Source organism: Paraburkholderia sp. 2C (assembly GCF_054589215.1).
This window is the reverse complement of the sequence record NZ_BAAILL010000026.1, coordinates 112,432-129,757: the sequence shown is the minus strand read 5'-3', so window position 1 is coordinate 129,757 and position 17,326 is coordinate 112,432. Positions and strand designations below refer to the sequence as shown.

The window sequence follows — 17,326 nt, the reverse complement described above, 5'->3', positions numbered from 1 at the left end:
CTCCTGGAATGCGCTATTTCACTTCCCATCGCGCCGGGCGCGCGGCGCCGCGATTTATCGCGGCGCCGCCCTCGCTATCGATCAAGCCTTGCTGCCGCCGCCCGGCACCGTCGCGATCACCTTCGGCGCGCGCAGGAAGTCAAAATCGCAGCCGTCGTCGGCCTGCATGATCGTTTCGAGGAAAAGCTTGCGATAGCCGCGCGCGTCAGGATCGGTTTCGCGCGCTGGCAACGCCGCAAGACGCGCGGCGATTTCCTTGTCGGAAAGCAGCAGTTCGATCGCGCGCTTCTGCACCGACAGACGAATGCGGTCGCCGCTCTGCACGATCGCAAGCGGACCGCCGATCGCCGCTTCCGGTGTGACGTGCAGCACGATCGTGCCGGCCGCCGTGCCGCTCATGCGGCCGTCGGAGATGCGCACCATGTCCTTCACGCCTTCGCGCGCGAGCTTGCGCGGGATCGGGATATAACCGGCCTCGGGCATGCCCGGCGCGCCGACCGGCCCGATGCGCTTGAGCACCAGCACATCGTGCGCGGTCACATCGAGCGCCGGGTCGTCGATGCGGTTGGCCAGGTCTTCCGCATCTTCGAATACGACGGCGCGCCCTTCATGCTCCATCAACTGCGGATTCGCGGCCGACTGCTTGATGATCGCGCCGCCGGGCGCGAGGTTGCCGCGCAGCACCGCGATGCCGCCTTGCGGATAGACCGGTTGCGCAAGCGGCTTCACGACATCCTGTCTGAACGGCGCCGGCGCCGCGTCGAGCTCTTCGCCGAGCGTGCGGCCCGTGACGGTCAGCGCATCGAGATGCAGCAGGTGCTTCAGTTCGCGCATCACGGTCACGAGGCCGCCCGCACGATGCAGGTCTTCCATGTAATGCTGGCCCGACGGCTTCAGGTCGACCAGTACCGGCGTTTCGCGCGCCATGCGGTCGAGCGAATCGAGATCGATGCGGATGCCGAGGCGCCCCGCGATCGCGGTCAGGTGGATGATGCCGTTGGTCGATCCGCCGATCGCCAGCAGCACGCGCAGCGCGTTTTCGATGGCCTTCGGCGTCAGGATCTTCGCGGGCGTGAGGCCTGCCTTGATCATCGCGACCGCCTGCGTGCCCGTGCGCTCCGCGATGCGGATGCGGTCCGCGCTGACGGCCGGCGGCGACGCGCCGCCTGGCAGCATGATGCCCATCGCCTCGGCGATGCAGGCCATCGTGCTCGCGGTGCCCATCACCGAGCAGGTGCCGACCGTCGCCACGAGCTGCGTGTTGACCGCATCGATTTCCGCTTCGTCGATCTGGTCGCCGCGAAAGCTCGCCCAGAAGCGCCGGCAGTCGGTGCAGGCGCCCACGCGCTCGCCGCGATGCGAGCCCGTCAGCATCGCGCCGGTCACGAGCTGAATGGCCGGCACGCCGGCCGCGGCCGCGCCCATCAGTTGCGCGGGCACGGTCTTGTCGCAGCCGCCGATCAGCACGACCGCGTCCATCGGCTGCGCGCGGATCATCTCTTCGGTATCCATCGACATCAGATTGCGCAGGTACATGCTGGTCGGATGCGAAAAGCTTTCGGCAATCGAGATGGTCGGGAATTCGACCGGCAGACCGCCCGCGAGTTGCACGCCGCGCTTGATCGCCTCGATCAGCTGCGGCGCGTTGCCGTGGCACGGGTTGTACGCGCTGCCCGTATTCGCGATCGCGACGATCGGACGCGACAGCGCGTCGTCGGTATAACCGGCGCCTTTGATGAAAGCGCGCCGCAAGAATAGCGAAAAGCCTTCGTCGCCGTAGCTGGTGAGGCCTTTGCGCAGGCCGGTTTTCGCGTTGCCATCCGGGTGGTCAGCCATTGGGGACATGTCCTAGATCGAATACTGCGGAGCGGATTGCTGCAATGTTGAGGACGATTCTATCGGGGCTGATGGCCAACTTCAAGTAAGCGCTTTCTATAAACGCGGCGAGCAGAGACTGGCGGGATTGCGGCGGATGCGCTCTATCTCGAACGCGCGCAGACGGTCAGCATCGTCCACGTTTGCCTCATGATGAGCGTGCGTCGTTTCCGCGGGCGCAGCCGCCGGCGAGGGCGCTACGAAGCGGAATGCAGGACGCAGGGTTGCGAGAAGTCTTGCGATGCTGGCCATGACAGTCTCCAAAGCGAGTCGGGAAACACGCGAGCTGCATTGCACGGCTCACATCGCAACGCACTGCTCGCATGACACGACCTTATTGTCGGCCGCGATGATGAGCAGAAAATTAGCCGGCGACGGCTTCCTCGCGTGTCCACACATCGCGTGCATGGCGGCCCGCGTCGGCGCATCACCGCGTCTGCGCGGTGCGCCCTCCATCGGGAGCCGCAAGTTCGCGCGCACGACGGCTAAAAGGCTGGCCGGTCCCGATTCCGGCGCCGAGGAAAAACATGGCCGATTCGTCGACTTCGTCGAGACGAAGCAAGGCATTCAATTCGCGTTCGTACAGGCAACCGGTGAGCCAGGCGTCCAATCCCGATGCGGTGGCCGACAGCTGAAACGTCTGCGCGAGACAGCCGATGTCGCTCAGCGCCATCCGGTACGCGCGATCGCCCGGATATTTCCAGAACAAACGATCGAACCTCGTCGTCAGAATCACGCCAAACGCCAGATCGTTGGCGTAGGCTTGCCCGCCGAGCAGGCCGCCTAGCGTCGTCTGATCGAAATCCGTCGTGATGCGCACCAGCTTGTGGGCGTGCGACTGATAGTGATAAATCGCCGGTTCGAGGCCGCTGACTCTTTTCGCAACCAGATAGGCTTCGGTTGCCTGAAGCGAGCCCGCGGAGGGCGATGTTCTCCGGTTGCCCAGAGAGACGAAGCCGCCGTTGACGAGATCGGCTCGGCCCGCACCATGGACAAAACCGAAGGTCGCATACAGGATGTTTGCGGCCTGCTGCAGCGTGACTTCCGAGCCCAGGAACTCACGCGTCGTGCGACGCTTGACCAGTGACTGCCACAACGACATCGATTCGAATGCTTCCGTTTGCGGATCGGGCAGGTCGTACCGTGTGCCTTCACATTCGAGCAAAAGCTTCACTGGCGTCCTCGCGAAGTGACGGAGACTACCGCCGACCTCGTTCGGCCGGATGCTCGCCACAGCGCGCCGCATCGCCGAACTCGATAGACAGGGGCTCCAGGCCTAACCCTTTTCGATGTCTATGAAACAACTGTTTCGCATAAGCGGCAGCGAATCATTGAATGCTTTAACGCAGACGTCAGGTTGATCTCCATGCAGCGGTCTCAATGGCAAGACTATATCTAGGACTTTTTTAGAACTGGCCCACGAATTCTCACCCGTGCTTCCTAAAAGCCTTTCCCGATTGTTATGTTTTGTCAAAGTTCGAAATGCTCTATGGACATCCTTTACCAATCCCACAAAACTTCGTCACCACCGTAACGCGCTGTATTCCCGTCGACGAACATGGCGTGGCGCTCGTCCATCAGTAAGGAGAAGAAATGAAACGTCGTATTGCGGTTGTCGGCGACACACTGACAAGCGGCGGGTACGTCCTGCCATATGAGCAGAAAACGGGCTTCACTTTCCACGGCCATGCAGCCGCACTTATCGGCGGTAACGCGTACTGCGAGACGTGCCATAGCACCGGCACTATCGCCAAGGCGGGCGGTCCGAAACGCATCAGCTACATGGGCGCGCGCGAGGCCGCGCTTGATAGAGATATCGTGCTTTGCAAGTGCGAAAGGCACCCGCAGATCATCGCGGTACATGCAGGCAATTCGACGGTCGATGACGAAGCCGAGAGATATGCGGCCGCAGCGCGTTCAACGGAGATGAACCGCAGCGACGCCAGCAACGCGCACGCTTATGCGCGACCCGGCGCGGCCTATGACGAACAGGTCGCCGCTCGCGCTCGTCATGCTGCTTTGCCGGGCTATCCATACGTGATTGAAACGGCGGACGGCAAATGTATCCGCGGTCGTATTGACGGTACCGGCCATCTGCCTCGTGTCCATACCGATAGCGACGTCACCTACTCGATTCATTGGGGCGAAGACGCCCTGATCCATAAGGACTGGAACTGATGCCGAACAGCAAAACTGTTGTACGCACGAACAATACGCCGGGGTCGATAAAGGAGGTGGAACTCAGGGCTGTCAGTTTCGCGGAGCTATGGGACAACTATCCGAGTGGCAATCCTTACGATAACCCTGATTACGAGAACCAATGCGCGATTCGTTTGAGTGTCGCCCTTCATCGCGTCGGGATTGGGATGAAGTCTTTCTCGCAGAAACTGATCCGGCCAATGAACGGTGACAAGATCGGGCGAATTCTGCTGGACGGAAAACCGACGGCGACGCGTGCCGACGAAATGGGTCAATGGCTCAAGTTGCAACCGTTCGCGGGTCTGCCAAAGGCCGTGGACATAACCGGTCCCAATTGGCAATCGAAGGTCAAAGGCCACACAGGCATTATCCAGTTTTCACGTTACTGGGCGCGCGACGGCGAGAGCGAAGCGAATGCCAGCGGCGGTCATATTGACCTATGGAACGGAAGCCGCCTCACCATATCCAGCGCTCACGGACTTCTAGATGTCATCGGGCGCAGGTTTGGCATGGAGAGTGCGCACATTCCCGGCACGAACATTGGCTATTCCGACCTGCGCAGGTCAAAGTCAATTATTTTCTGGGAAATCAAGTGAAGCGCTTCGCGGCCGGAGTGGGAGGATTCTGTTGCGGGTTACTCATTACCTGGTTATGCCTGGTGGAGTTGAGCCGGCTGGATTGGTTCCGCGACCCGCATCGAATCGTTCACGGTTGCACAGAGCTAGGGAAGTGTCCATTTCCCTGGTATAACTGGCCGATAGTCTACGTGTACATTCTTGGCCCGGCGACGGCAAACGCGGCACTTAACGCGTACGCGTGGCACCGATTAAGCGTGAAACGTTGGACCTACTGCGCGCTAACAATGATGGGCCTGGTTGTCGCTCTTTATTTTGGTAGTGCAATCGTTTTTCGTTAGGCGGCACGAAGCTCTGCAATTGCAGGGCTTCTTTAGTAAAGCGCTACCCGTTCAGCGAACGCCGCAAGCGGCGGCCCTGTAAGTGGGCCGATTGACTCCATGGCAACGATCGGCCGCACGTTTGGTATGAATTCCTCCTTTGCGAAATATTCGTTTGGGTTCTCTGACCTGCGTAATTCAAAGCAAATACTTGTCCGGGAGATCAGATGAAAAGGCTGGCGTCGCTCGCGTTGTTCGGCTTGTCCGGTCTTGCTACTGGAATTGCGGTCGCGGCCATCCTTCTCGCGTTCGTGCCGCGATGCGGGTACGACTGTGAAAACTACTCTTTCGGTGTCGCCGTCCTGTCGATAATCGGGTGTACCGTCGCGTTCCAATTGATCGGATATGTGTTCACGCGCGGCGCACGGCTTTCTCTGCTTCGCACGTTGGCGATATCGGGACTATTCGCCTCAGTCGCGATCGTCGCGGCGGGTGGCCATTACGTCTTTGAATTGCGCGAACTGTATGCCAGGGCCGAAGCCGCCAGACCGGTTGTCGCTGACTTTGACTTTATGTATATGGCGATAACGACGCGACGCGTACGGACTTACACGAAGGCCGAAGGCGGCGCAGTAAAGCCGGCAAGCACTATCCCTCAATGGCAACGCTGCGTGATCGACGGCGCCGGGTGCGATAGGCAACCGAGACAGGCGCATATGCGTTGCAAGGGCGGCGTCGTGTACGTCGATGAGTCGGACTGGAAAGCCTTTTCACTGATCCCTCAGGAAAACCTGAAAGGCGCAATCGGTATGAAGTCGATGGATCTTTGCGCGCCTGGCAATGATCCCGAACCCGAGCCATAACGGAGCACCGTCATGGCCCTCGCGATCCCGGCGAGGCCACCCCACCACCGCGCCGAACACGCATGCGTAATCACGCCCACGCGTCGAGCGCATAGCGCTCGAGCGCCGAGGTGTCGAAATCGAAACCGAGCCCAGGCGTGGTCGGCACCTTCAGCATGCCACCGGCCACTTCGAGCTGCGTATCGACGAGCCGCCGGAAGTTCAGCACCTGGTCGTCCGGAAAATATTCGACGTAGCGCGCATTCTCGGTCGACGCCACGAGGTGCACGTGCAGATCGTGAAACCAGTGCGGACACATCGTCGCGCCGACACCGGCCGCGGCCGCCGCGATGCGCCGCCATTCGCTGATGCCGCCGCACACAGCCGCATCCGATTGCAGGATTGCCGCCGCGCGCTTATCGAGCAGTTCCTGGTGCCGCCAGCGCCCCGCTTCGATCTCGCCTGTCGCAACCGTCACCGGCGTGCGCTTCGCGAGCTGTGCATGGCTCTCGATGTCGTCGGGGCTGAACGGCTCCTCGATCCAGTACGGGTGGTAGCGCTCGTAACGGCGCATGTATTCGAGCGCGGTCGGCACGTCGGACCACGCATTGTTCGCATCGAGCATCAGCAGCACGCTATCGCCGATCGCCGCGCGTGCGGCCGCGATGCGTTCCTCTTCCGCGCGCGGATCGAGCCGGCCGACTTTCATCTTCACCGCGCGAAAGCCCATTTCGACGTAGCCCGCGAGCTCTTCGCCGAGATGCCGGGGCGTCTTGCCGTCGACGTAGTAACCGCCGCTCGCGTAAGCGGGTACGCGCTCCGCGGTCATGCCGCCGAGATAACGCGCAAGCGGTAAACCCGCCGCGCGCGCATTGCGATCCCACAGCGCGACGTCGAGAATCGACAGCGCGCGCATCACGCTGCCCGCGCGCCCTTGCAGCAACGATTCCTGATACAGCTCGCGCCACAGCCCTTCGACATCGACGGCGCAGCGACCGATCAGAAGCGGCCCAAACAGCTCGCGCACCGCATGCGTGACGAGCGAGCCCGCACGATGACCGCTGTAGCAGAAGCCGATACCCCGTTGCCCATCGGCGGTTTTGATACGCACAAGCGTGTAATCGCGCGCAGCCACCGCACGCGTGGCAAAAGAAGTCACGCGATCGAGCGGCACGCGCACCGTGCGCGCTTCAACGGAAACGATTTTCGCGGCCTGTTGCCAGGCAGCCTGCGATGGCTCAACGACACCGTGTTTCATGATCTATTCCTCAATGCGACATGACAAAATCCGGCTCATCCTTCTTATCCATTCGACGCTTATCCATTCAACGACGCGGCTACGCGCTCCCTGACCCGATGCGTGCCCTGCACGAACAGCAGCATCGCGAGCACACCGGCGAAATCGATCAGCGCACCGAACAGAAACGCGCTGTGATAGCCGCCGAAGTATTGAATCAGCACCCCTGTCAACGCGGGCCCGATAATCCCCGACAGGTTCGACAGAAAGTGGATAAAGCCGCCAACGCCGCCTTGCCGGTGCAGCGGCAGAATCTCGTGCTGCACGGCCCAGATCGACTGGCACGAGCCCGTCAGAAACAGCAGCGCGGCCGCGATCAGTGCGACCGCCGCGGCCAGCGAGGCCGCCGACGTAATGCTGAGCACCGCCACGCCCGATAGCGCGAGCGGAATCGTCGCAACCAGCTTGCGTGCCCTGACCGGATCGTTCATGCGCTTGTAGACGTAGTCGCCGACGAGGCCGCCGCCGAAATAGCCGATCGCGCCGCAAATCCACGGTATCGACGTGATGATGCTCATCTGCTTGAGGTCCAGATGCCGCACATTGGTCAGATAGCTCGGCAGCCACGAGATAAACACGTATTGCGTGTAGTTCACCGCAAAGAGCCCCGCGCCGAGCGCAAGCGTGGCCGGCCGGCGCAGATAGGCGCCAAGCGTCATGCCGTCGTCTTCCATGTTGACCGCTTCGGCGGCCGCGCGGCTTTCGTCGATCAGCTTCGTTTCGGCCGCGCCGACGCGGCGGCTTTGCGCGGGCTTGTCGGTCACGAAAAGACGCCAGCAGATCAACCACACGAAACCGAGCGCCGCGATCACCACGAACGACGTACGCCAGCCGAACGCCACGGCGATAAGCCCGACCACGGGCCCCGCGATCGCGTTGCCGAGCGTTTGCCCCGAGAACGTGAAGCCGATCATCGTCGCCGTTTCATGCCGCGGAAACCAGTTCGAAATCGTGCGGTTCGTATTCGAACTCATCGGCCCTTCGCCGATACCGAAGAACACACGCGTGACGAGCAGCGAGACGAAACCGGTCGCAGCCGCGGTAAGCCCGCAAAACAGCGACCAGATGCCCATCGCCCACGTGAAGACGCGCCGCGTGCCCCACTTGTCGGCAAAGTAGCCGCCGAGAAACGAGAAGATCGCGTAGCCGACGAAAAAGCTGCTGAAAATCACGCCCAGTTGCGACGGCGACAGTTCAAGCGCCTTGCCGACGATCGGCGCGACGATGCCGAGCGCCGCGCGGTCCATATAGTTGATCGCGCCGGCCATAAACAGCAGACCCGCCACCACGTAACGATATTTGCCGGTTTTCATGGGGGGTTTCCGTTAGCGGTTGACGAGCTTTGCCGGCATGCGCGTCAGAATCAGCAGCGCGGACAGGCACAGGCATCCTGCGATCAGAAACAGGCTCGAGTTCAGCGAATGGGTTATCGTCTTGAGCCACCCGACCACCGCGGGGCTCACGAAGCCGGCCAGATTGCCGGTCGAGTTGATCAGCGCAATGCCGGCCGCCGCGCCCGCACCGCCAAGAAACGAGGTCGGCAGCGCCCAGAACATCGGCAGCGCGGTGACAACGCCGGTCGCCGCCATCGTGAGGCCGGCGAGCGCGATCCACGGATTCGCGCCCGCGAAGGCGCACACGACGAAACCGCTCGCCGCGACCAGCTGCGGTATCACCACATGCCAGCGGCGCTCGCGCGTGTGGTCCGCATGGCGGCCGACCAGCATCATCGAAATCAGCGCGCACAGGTAAGGCACGATGGTCAGCAGGCCGATCGTCAGCGGATCCTTGATGCCCGAGGTGCGGATGATGGTCGGCTGCCAGAAGCCGACCGCGTACGAGCCCATCACGATGCCGAACAGGATCGCGCAGCATAGCCAGACCCTCACCGACGAGAGCGTCTGCCCGACCGACGAATGGCTCTTGGTGCGCGCTTCGGCGTCGATCTCGCGCTGGATATGCTCGCGCTCGTGTTCCGCGAGCCACTTCGCATTCTTGACGCGATCGTCGAGAAAGAAGTAGATGATCACACCCAGCACGAGCGCGGGCAGCGCTTCGATAATGAAGAGCCACTGCCAGCCGGCAAGGCCGCCGTGGCCCGCGAGCCGCTGCAGGATCAGGCCCGACATCGGACCGCCGACGATGCCCGACACCGGGTTGCCCGCCATCAGGAACGCGACCATCTTGCCGCGCCGCTGCGCGGGGAACCAGTACGTCAGATACAGCACGAGCCCCGGAAAAAAGCCCGCTTCCGCAATGCCGAGCACGAAGCGCAGGACGTAGAACATGGCCGGCGACGTGACCCAGGCGGTCGCCGCGGAAATCACGGCCCACGTGACCATGATCCGTGCGATCCAGCGCCTTGCGCCCACACGGTGCATCAGAAGATTGCTCGGGACCTCGAAGAAAAAGTAGCCGACGAAGAAGATGCCGGCGCCGAAGCCGTACATCGCTTCGCTGAAGTGCAGATCGTTCAGCATCTGCAGCTTGGCGAAGCCCACGTTGACGCGGTCGAGATATGCGACCACATAGCCGACGAACAGCAACGGCATGAAGCGCCACGTGACCTTTGCGTAGATCGAATTGCCTGACGCCGCGCTGCCAGGCGACGTAACCGCGATGCCGTTCGTGCTCAAGCTTTGTCTCCGTGTTGTTCAGGTGGCCCTTCGAGCGGGACACGCTGCGCGCCTCTTGTCGGACGACCCTTGCCGGGCGCCCCCATGCAGCGCTTCATTGACAACCTTCCTGCAGCAGCGAACCGGGCGTCGTCGGTTCGTCGGCCGCGGCACGGGCCTGGCGCCGAACATGGAAGCGCGGCCTGTCGTGCAGACCATCAGCCTGACGGCGCCCTCAATCTGGCCCGCCGCTGACATGCCGCTGACACGCCGCCGACACGCCGGATAGAGTAATCGTTTGCTCAAATAGTCGGACCTCGGCAATCACCCGCCCGCACAGCGTCGCCACATGCCGACACTTCGGCCACTCTAGAAGATTCCTGTGCGCATTTCAAGAGAAAGCGCTTACCGAAATCGACCTGGATCGCCTTATACTGTCCGCCGACCGAGCCTTTTCGAGCACCGCACCCGGAGACAACTCATGTGGCAACAGGCCGAGCGCTATCCCGACCCGCGCGTGATCTCGATCGATCCGTCCTTCGATCGGTACCGCGTCAACTTTTCCGCCGTCGAACGGCTCGCGACCGGCTATCGCTGGACCGAGGGACCGGTCTGGTTCGGCGACGGCCGCTACCTGCTGTGGAGCGATATTCCGAACAACCAGATGCTGCGCTGGGACGAGGAAACGGGCGCTGTCAGCGTGTTTCGCAAGCCGTCGAACTTCGCGAACGGCAATACGCGCGACCGCCAGGGGCGGCTCGTGACCTGCGAGCACGGCCGGCGCGTCACGCGCACCGAGTACGACGGCAGCCTCACCGTGCTGATGGATTCGTTCGAAGGCAAGCGTCTGAATTCGCCGAACGATCTGGTCGTCAAATCGGACGGCTCGATCTGGTTCACCGATCCGCCGATGGGCATTGCCGGGCATTACGAGGGGCATAAGGCCGAGCCCGAACTGCCGCACTCGGTGTACCGGATCGACGGCGCGACCGGCGTCGCGTCGGTCGTCACGCGCGAGCTGAAAGGGCCGAACGGCCTGTGCTTTTCACCGGACGAGAAGCGGCTCTACGTGATCGAATCGCGCGGCGTGCCGAGCAAGCTGATCCATGTTTACGACATGTCGGCTGACGGGCGCTCGATCGGCCAAGGCCGCGTGTTTTTCGACGCGGGCAGCGCGACGATCGACGGCATGCGCGCGGACATCGACGGCAACTTGTGGTGCGGCTGGGGGATGGGCAGCGACGCGCTCGATGGCGTCATGGTGATTTCCGAGGCCGGCAGGATAATCGGCCGCATCGCGTTGCCCGAGCGCTGCGCCAATCTGTGCTTTGGCGGCCGCGCGCGCAACCGGCTTTTCATGGCCGCGTCGCAATCGATCTATTCGGTGTTCGTCAACACGCAGGGTGCGCCGGGCGGTTGATCGCCGCAACGCCCTATTGATACTGCCGCAGCTTGATGCCGATCGCCGGATCGGTAATATTGGCCGCGGTCAGCGCCAGTACGTCGATGCTGATCTGCGGCGGCACGACTTCGCCGGCCTGGGCCTTGAGCAGCGTCTGCATCGCGACATAGCCCATCTGGTACGCGTCCTGCGCGATCACTGCATAGAGCACGCCCGTCTGCAGATACTGCCGGAAGGTCGGACGATAATCGAAGCCGACGATCTTCGGCCGCTGCTTCGGCGCCAACTGGTCGAGCGCGCGCACCGCGGCCAGCGTCGTAAAGTCGGTCGGCGTGAAGATCGCATCGAGCGGACGGCCGTACGACTTGATCGCATCGACGGCGGCCAGTTCGGCTTCGTGTATGCCGTGCCCGATATACGCGTCGACGGCAATCTCGAAGCCCATCGCCTTCGCCGCATCGATAAAGCCCTGCTCCCGCGCGCCCGTCGACACGACATCGGGTGCGAGCCGCAGCACCGCCACTTTGGCGCCGCGCGGCAGCACACGTTCGAGCGTGCGCGCGGCGACGCGGCCGGCCGCGTAATTGTCTGTGGAGATCGTCGAGAGCGCGCGGAAATCCTTGCTCGGCCGGTCGACGAACACGACCGGCACCGGCAGCGGCACGGGCGTCTTCACATTCTTGACGGGAATCGGCGCGAGGATGATCGACTTCACGCCGGAGTCGATCATCCATTGCACCATTTTGAGCTGCAGGTTCTGAGAAGTGGTTTGCGGATCGTCGTCGACGGGACTGCGTACGATCACATTCACGCGGCGCTCCGCCGCGGCCTGATGGATGCCCTCTTCCATCGCTTTCCAGAATTCGCTTTGCGCGCCCGCGAGCACGGCGCCATAGTCGGCCGCGTGCGCGATGCCGCTGCTTGAACCGCCTGAACCGCTCGTGCCATACAAGCCGGGCATCACAGGCAACGCGAACAGAACAAGCGCGCCGATCAGCCAGGCTGCTACCCGAGGCCCCCTGTGCAGCACCCGTTCGGAGTTCATCGCGTCACCTCCCGCGTGCGGCTATCGGATCGGCGCCAACCCGCTTGCATCAGAGGATTCCGTGCAAGCGCCAACTGTTGCCGATAGCCATACTTACTATACTAGTAAGCCAAATTCGAACAGGGGGCTGACTTGCCACGGCGAGCGAAAGCAACGCTTCGGCCCGACGCGACAGAGCCCGAACGCGCGTCCCCTGCCAGCGCCGAGCACACGGGCGGATGGCGCATGGCCCTGCGTGGTGCGGGCGCCGGTGGTGCCGGCAATGCGGCCACATCGTGGCGCACCATGGCGGGCCTGCGGCGCGGCATCGGCGTGCGCCTTCTGATCGGCGTCCTGATCTTCAGCTCCGTGATCACACTGATCATGACGGCCATCCAGCTCTATATGGATTACCGCTACGACGTCGATCAGATCGAGCGGCGCCTCGACGAGATCGGCGAAGGCTACCCCGATATCATCGGCGAAAGCCTCTGGCATCTGGACCGCGAACAGCTGCGCATCGAAGTGGAGAGCATTCTCAAGCTGCCCGACGTGCAGGCCGTGACGGTCCGTGAAACCGGCACCGGCCACCCGCTGCAGATCATGGCGCGGCGCCGGCAGAGCACACCGGTCATCACACGCGAGCTGCCCATCAACCGTGTCGTGGAAGGCAAGCTCAAGCAGATCGGCACGCTCTATATCGAAGCGGCGCTGACCGACGTGTACCGAAGACTGATGGACGAAGCACTCGTCATTCTCGTGAGCCAGGGCGCCAAGACCTTTCTCGTTTCGCTCTTTATCCTGCTGATCTTTTCGCGGCTCGTCACGCGCCATCTCGCGACGATCGCGCAGTTCATGCGCGCCTACGACTTCCATCACCCCGCCGGCGCGCTCGCCCTGAGGCGGCGGCCGCCCGCGGCGCCCGACGAACTCGATCAGGTCGTCATGTCGTTCAACGATTTGTGCACGAACCTGCGGGTCGCGTATCGCAACCAGCAAACCGCCAACGAAACGCTCAAGCAGGACGTCGCGGTGCGCATCCGCAACGAAGAAGCGCTGCGCGAAGCCGAACAGCGCTATCGCGAGCTGTTTCACAACATGCCGATGGCGCTGATGCAGATGCGCGGCAACTTCGATATCTTTCCCGCCCTGCACGAAGCGGGCGTCACCGATCTGAACGCGTATTTCGATGCGCATCCGGATGTGCTGCGGCGCCTGATGAGCGCCATCACCGTGGACGAAGTCAACGCGCGCTCGGTCGAACTGCTCCGCGCGCGCGACGCGGCGCAACTGGTCGGGCCCGCCGGGCGCCTGTGGACCGAAAGCCCGGGCACGCTGCGCCGCGCGTTCGAAAGCCGGTATCACGGCGAAGCGCGCTTCGACGAAGAGATGAAGGTGGTCGCGCTCGACGGCCGCGTGATCGACGTGCTGTGCACGCTGTCGCGGCCGCAGCCGATCGGCAGCCATACGCCGACGCTGCTCGGGCTGATCGACATTACCGACCGCGTACGCGTGCGCGACAAGCTGCAGCAGCTGGAAGCCGACCTTGCGCACGCGGGACGGATTTCCCTGCTCGGCGAGTTGATGGCGTCGATCGCGCACGAGATCAACCAGCCGCTCGGCGCCGTCGCGGCCAGTGCGCAGGCAATGCAGAACTGGCTGAAGCGGCCCGAGCCGCCGCTCGACGAAGTGCGCGAGCTTACGGCGCTCACGCTCGCGTCGGCGCGCCGCGCGAGCGACATCATCGTGCGCACGCGCGCCATGGCCGCGAAGGGCAAACCGCGGCGCGAGCTGATCCGTCTTGACGAAGCGGTCGACGAATCGTTGCTGCTGCTTGGCCATGAAATCCAGACCCGAGGCGTGGAAGTCTCGCATCGGCCCGCCATCTTCGCGCCGCGCATCATGGCGGACCGCACGCAATTGCAGCAGGTGGTCGTCAATCTGACGGTCAACGCGATGCAGGCGCTGGCGTCGCACGGCGTGCGCCACGGCAAGGTCATGCTGACCACCGGCGTGCCCGCGGCAGGCCAGGTCAGCTGCACGATCGAAGACAATGGGCCGGGCATCCGCCAGGACAATCTCGCCCTGCTGTTCAACCGCTTTTTCACCACGAGCGAAGGCGGCATGGGACTCGGCCTCGCCATCTGCCGGACGATCATCGAAGCGCATGGCGGGCGTATCGCCGCCGACAACGAATCGACGCTCGGCGGCGCGCGGTTTACATTTACGCTTCCGGCAGGCGAGTAATCCGTTGTCCTGTTCGTGTAACGTCGCAGAAAGGCCCGCGCACGCCAGCCGTCAATCTCAACTCGCTTTCAGGATTGAACGCACCGATCGACATGCGAATACGATAATTCCGCACGCGGCGACATCGAGGCCGCGCGGCCTCGCGCTATCGTGCGGAGCGGCGCTGCCTTGCAAACGCATCGGCGATCGTCTACAACGCGACGATGTGCCCGTTTGTTCGCACCATGGTAATTGGCACCATGCCTTTCGCTTTTGCTCACGTAGCCTTTGCGCGCATCTTCCAGAAAGCCTGCAGCGCCTCTTTCGAAAGCACTTCTGCCAGCGTTAATTAGTTCAACCGGAGAAAAGGAATGACGATCGTAGCTGATCAATTCGTCGACGTATTACTGGCCGCAGGCGTCAAGCGGGTTTACGGCATCGTCGGTGACAGCCTGAACGGGCTCACCGACGTGATCCGCAAAACGGAAGGCATCGAATGGGTGCATGTGCGCCACGAGGAAGTGGCCGCTTTCGCGGCCGGCGCCGAAGCGCATCTGACCGGCAGCCTCGCGGTCTGCGCGGGTAGTTGCGGCCCGGGCAACCTGCATCTGATCAACGGGCTGTTCGATTGCCATCGCAATCGTGTGCCGGTGCTGGCGATCGCCGCGCATATTCCGTCGCGCGAAATCGGCAGCGGCTACTTCCAGGAAACCCATCCGCAGACGCTCTTCAAGGAGTGCAGCCACTACTGCGAACTCGTCTCGGTGCCGAGCCAGATGCCGCGCACCGTCGAAATCGCGGTTCGCGAAGCGATCGGCAAACGCGGCGTGTCGGTCATCGTGATTCCGGGCGACGTCGCGCTGCAGGAAGCGGTCGAGGCGCCGCCTGTCTCGGCTGCGGGGCTGATTCCGCCGCGCGCGATCCTGACGCCCGCGCCGGACGATATCGACGCGCTCGCCGATCTGCTCAACGCGAACGAACGCGTCACGATGTTGTGCGGTTCGGGCTGCGCAGGCGCGCACGATGAAGTAATCGCGCTCGCCGAAAGCCTGAAGGCGCCGATCGTGCATTCGCTGCGCGGCAAGGAACACGTCGAGGCCAACAACCCCTACGACGTCGGCATGACGGGTTTGATCGGCTTTGCGTCGGGCTACTATGCGATGCGCGATTGCGACCTGCTGCTGATGGTCGGCACCGACTTTCCGTATATGCAGTTCTACCCGTCGAAGTACGAGGCGAAGATCGTGCAGATCGATCACGAGCCCGGCAATCTCGGGCGCCGCACGACGCTCGACCTCGGCATCGTCGGCGACGTGAAAGCAACGCTCGCAGCCTTGCTGCCGAAGCTTACAAAGAAAACGAAATCCGCGCATCTCGAGAAAGCGCAGCAGCACTACAAAAAGGCACGCGCCGAACTCGATGCGCTCGCGCAGGAAAGCACGCGCGCGTCGCTGATTCACCCGCAGCAGATCGCGAAGGCACTGAGCGACCAGGCGCGCGACGATGCGATCTTTACCTGCGACGTCGGCCTGCCGACCGTCTGGGGCGCGCGCTATGTCGCGATGACGGGCAAGCGGCGCCTGCTCGGTTCGTTCTGGCACGGATCGATGGCCAACGCGATGGCGCAGGCAATCGGCGCGCAATACGCGTTTCCGGGCCGCCAGGTGATCTCGATGTCGGGCGACGGCGGCTTCGCGATGCTGATGGGCGATTTTCTGAGCCTCGCGCAACTGGGCCTGCCGGTGAAGGTCTGCGTATTCAACAACAGTGCGCTCGGCTTTATCGAACTCGAGCAGAAGTCCACATCGTTCATTCCGTATGGCACCGGCCTCACGAATCCGAATTTTGCCGCCATGGCCGAATCGATCGGCATCAAGGGAATCCGGATCGACAAGCCATCGGAGGTCGAAGCGGGCATTGCGGCGGCGTTGAAGCACGATGGACCGGTGCTGATCGACGCCGTCGTCAATCGCCAGGAGCTGGCAATTCCGCCCGCGATCAACCTGGAAATGGCGAAGGGGTTCTCGCTCTATATGCTGCGGGCCATTCTGAACGGCAAGACCGACGAGGTGATCGACCTCGCGCAGACCAACCTCTGGCGATAGCGCAAACCGCGCAAACCGTGCGCAAGCGGCTTCATGCGTGAAGTTGCGTTAGCACCGCTCATCACCGCAGCCGCATGACCGGAGGCCCATGCGGGCGGCGTGCTCCGATACATAACAAGATGCCGCATAATAGCGACGCCTTCCCCTCAATCCGGCAACGCACGTAACGCCGCCTTTACCGACAAACGCCTTGCACACACCTGACGTGTGCAAGGCCGCGAATCGTTGCGTATCGCTCGTTGTCGGCAGCGCGACCTCGCGAGGTAAAACATGGTTCCTCAATCCGCGTACTCGTCTTTCTCTGCGATCACCGGACTTCGCCGCTACGCTGTCGCGCTGCTCCTCACCGCCTGCGCAGCGGTGCTCGCATGGATCACGAAAGCGCATGTATCGTGCTTTCTGCTCGCGCTGATCATGAGTTCGCTGTACGGCGGCCGCAGCGCGGGATTCGTCACGCTCGCGTCGTCGCTCGTTGCGTTCACGCTGCTGATCGGACCGCCGCCGGCCCATGGACTCTCGTTCCATGAAATTCCGCGGCTGATCGTCTTCGCGATCGTATCCGTGATCATCAACGATGTAATCACATCGAAACGTCATACGCAAAGCACGCTGCGCGAACAGGCGCTGCGTAATGCGATCGACAGCATTCCGTGCATGGTTGTCGTTAGCGATGCCGAAGGTTGCCTGCAATACGCGAACCGGCAAATGCTGAACTTCGTCGGCAGGCCTGCGAGCGAACTGGCCGACGGCGGCTGCATGCAGTTGCTGCATCCGGACGACGCGCCGCGCGTGATCGCCGAGCGGCGCCGTTGCGAAGCCGCGGGCGTGGCGCTGACCGACACTTAC

General features: G+C 62.8%; 13 protein-coding genes. 7 read left to right on the top strand and 6 right to left on the bottom strand.

The features are described from left to right. Positions 1–81: 81 nt before the first annotated feature. Positions 82–1,836, bottom strand: coding sequence for an IlvD/Edd family dehydratase (locus tag ACYPXD_RS06405; protein WP_459708732.1), 1,755 nt, complete (start codon positions 1,834–1,836; stop codon positions 82–84). A 466-nt stretch (positions 1,837–2,302) separates the two neighbouring features. Further along, positions 2,303–3,049, bottom strand: a complete 747-nt coding sequence (locus ACYPXD_RS06400; RefSeq protein WP_459708729.1) for a SagB/ThcOx family dehydrogenase — start codon at positions 3,047–3,049, stop codon at positions 2,303–2,305. A gap of 419 nt (positions 3,050–3,468) precedes the next feature. Between ACYPXD_RS06400 and ACYPXD_RS06395 the strand changes: the two genes are divergently transcribed. From ACYPXD_RS06395 to ACYPXD_RS06385, 3 genes are all read left to right on the top strand, one after another. Beyond that, positions 3,469–4,053 (top strand): PAAR domain-containing protein, encoded by a 585-nt coding sequence (locus ACYPXD_RS06395; protein WP_459708726.1) that lies wholly within the window; start codon positions 3,469–3,471, stop codon positions 4,051–4,053. After that, on the top strand, positions 4,053–4,670 hold the full coding sequence (locus ACYPXD_RS06390) for a type VI secretion system amidase effector protein Tae4 (RefSeq protein WP_459708724.1): 618 nt from the start codon (positions 4,053–4,055) through the stop codon (positions 4,668–4,670). Before ACYPXD_RS06395 ends, ACYPXD_RS06390 begins: the two co-directional genes overlap by 1 nt. Before the next feature lie 526 nt (positions 4,671–5,196). Further along, positions 5,197–5,832 carry a hypothetical protein gene (locus tag ACYPXD_RS06385; protein WP_459708722.1) on the top strand — a complete coding sequence of 212 codons (636 nt, stop codon included), beginning with the start codon at positions 5,197–5,199 and terminating at the stop codon, positions 5,830–5,832. A 70-nt stretch (positions 5,833–5,902) separates the two neighbouring features. Here the strand turns inward: ACYPXD_RS06385 and ACYPXD_RS06380 are convergent, their stop codons facing one another. From ACYPXD_RS06380 to ACYPXD_RS06370, 3 genes are read right to left on the bottom strand one after another with little or no spacing between them, the layout of a single operon-like run. Further along, entirely contained in the window at positions 5,903–7,069 is a 1,167-nt protein-coding gene (locus ACYPXD_RS06380) for a mandelate racemase/muconate lactonizing enzyme family protein (protein ID WP_459708720.1), read from the bottom strand. A 59-nt stretch (positions 7,070–7,128) separates the two neighbouring features. Continuing rightward, positions 7,129–8,421, bottom strand: coding sequence for an MFS transporter (locus ACYPXD_RS06375; protein WP_459708717.1), 1,293 nt, complete (start codon positions 8,419–8,421; stop codon positions 7,129–7,131). Positions 8,422–8,433: 12 nt separating this feature from the next. Further along, entirely contained in the window at positions 8,434–9,744 is a 1,311-nt protein-coding gene (locus ACYPXD_RS06370; RefSeq protein ID WP_459708715.1) for an MFS transporter, read from the bottom strand. Positions 9,745–10,204: 460 nt separating this feature from the next. Between ACYPXD_RS06370 and ACYPXD_RS06365 the strand changes: the two genes are divergently transcribed. Beyond that, on the top strand, positions 10,205–11,143 hold the full coding sequence (locus ACYPXD_RS06365; protein ID WP_459708712.1) for an SMP-30/gluconolactonase/LRE family protein: 939 nt from the start codon (positions 10,205–10,207) through the stop codon (positions 11,141–11,143). A gap of 13 nt (positions 11,144–11,156) precedes the next feature. Here the strand turns inward: ACYPXD_RS06365 and ACYPXD_RS06360 are convergent, their stop codons facing one another. Continuing rightward, the gene (locus ACYPXD_RS06360; protein WP_459708710.1) at positions 11,157–12,170 is read right to left on the bottom strand and encodes a substrate-binding domain-containing protein; all 1,014 of its coding nucleotides are present in this window, start codon (positions 12,168–12,170) and stop codon (positions 11,157–11,159) included. A gap of 225 nt (positions 12,171–12,395) precedes the next feature. Here ACYPXD_RS06360 and ACYPXD_RS06355 point away from each other — a divergent pair, with 225 nt between their 5' ends. The 3 genes from ACYPXD_RS06355 to ACYPXD_RS06345 form a co-directional block, all read left to right on the top strand. Beyond that, complete coding sequence (locus ACYPXD_RS06355) at positions 12,396–14,396, top strand: sensor histidine kinase (RefSeq protein WP_459708707.1); 2,001 nt, start codon at positions 12,396–12,398, stop codon at positions 14,394–14,396. A gap of 350 nt (positions 14,397–14,746) precedes the next feature. Beyond that, on the top strand, positions 14,747–16,480 hold the full coding sequence (poxB, locus tag ACYPXD_RS06350) for a ubiquinone-dependent pyruvate dehydrogenase (RefSeq protein WP_459708705.1): 1,734 nt from the start codon (positions 14,747–14,749) through the stop codon (positions 16,478–16,480). Positions 16,481–16,750: 270 nt separating this feature from the next. Continuing rightward, on the top strand, positions 16,751–17,326 hold a 576-nt coding region (locus tag ACYPXD_RS06345; protein ID WP_459708703.1), incomplete at its 3' end, for a DUF4118 domain-containing protein.

Coding starts and splice junctions, on each gene's coding strand:
- ACYPXD_RS06365 (WP_459708712.1), top strand. CDS start 10,205: ATGTGGCAACAGGCCGAGCGCTATCCCGACCCGCGCGTGATCTCGATC.
- ACYPXD_RS06395 (WP_459708726.1), top strand. CDS start 3,469: ATGAAACGTCGTATTGCGGTTGTCGGCGACACACTGACAAGCGGCGGG.
- ACYPXD_RS06355 (WP_459708707.1), top strand. CDS start 12,396: ATGGCCCTGCGTGGTGCGGGCGCCGGTGGTGCCGGCAATGCGGCCACA.
- ACYPXD_RS06380 (WP_459708720.1), bottom strand. CDS start 7,069: ATGAAACACGGTGTCGTTGAGCCATCGCAGGCTGCCTGGCAACAGGCC.
- ACYPXD_RS06385 (WP_459708722.1), top strand. CDS start 5,197: ATGAAAAGGCTGGCGTCGCTCGCGTTGTTCGGCTTGTCCGGTCTTGCT.
- poxB (WP_459708705.1), top strand. CDS start 14,747: ATGACGATCGTAGCTGATCAATTCGTCGACGTATTACTGGCCGCAGGC.
- ACYPXD_RS06390 (WP_459708724.1), top strand. CDS start 4,053: ATGCCGAACAGCAAAACTGTTGTACGCACGAACAATACGCCGGGGTCG.
- ACYPXD_RS06405 (WP_459708732.1), bottom strand. CDS start 1,836: ATGGCTGACCACCCGGATGGCAACGCGAAAACCGGCCTGCGCAAAGGC.
- ACYPXD_RS06360 (WP_459708710.1), bottom strand. CDS start 12,170: ATGAACTCCGAACGGGTGCTGCACAGGGGGCCTCGGGTAGCAGCCTGG.
- ACYPXD_RS06375 (WP_459708717.1), bottom strand. CDS start 8,421: ATGAAAACCGGCAAATATCGTTACGTGGTGGCGGGTCTGCTGTTTATG.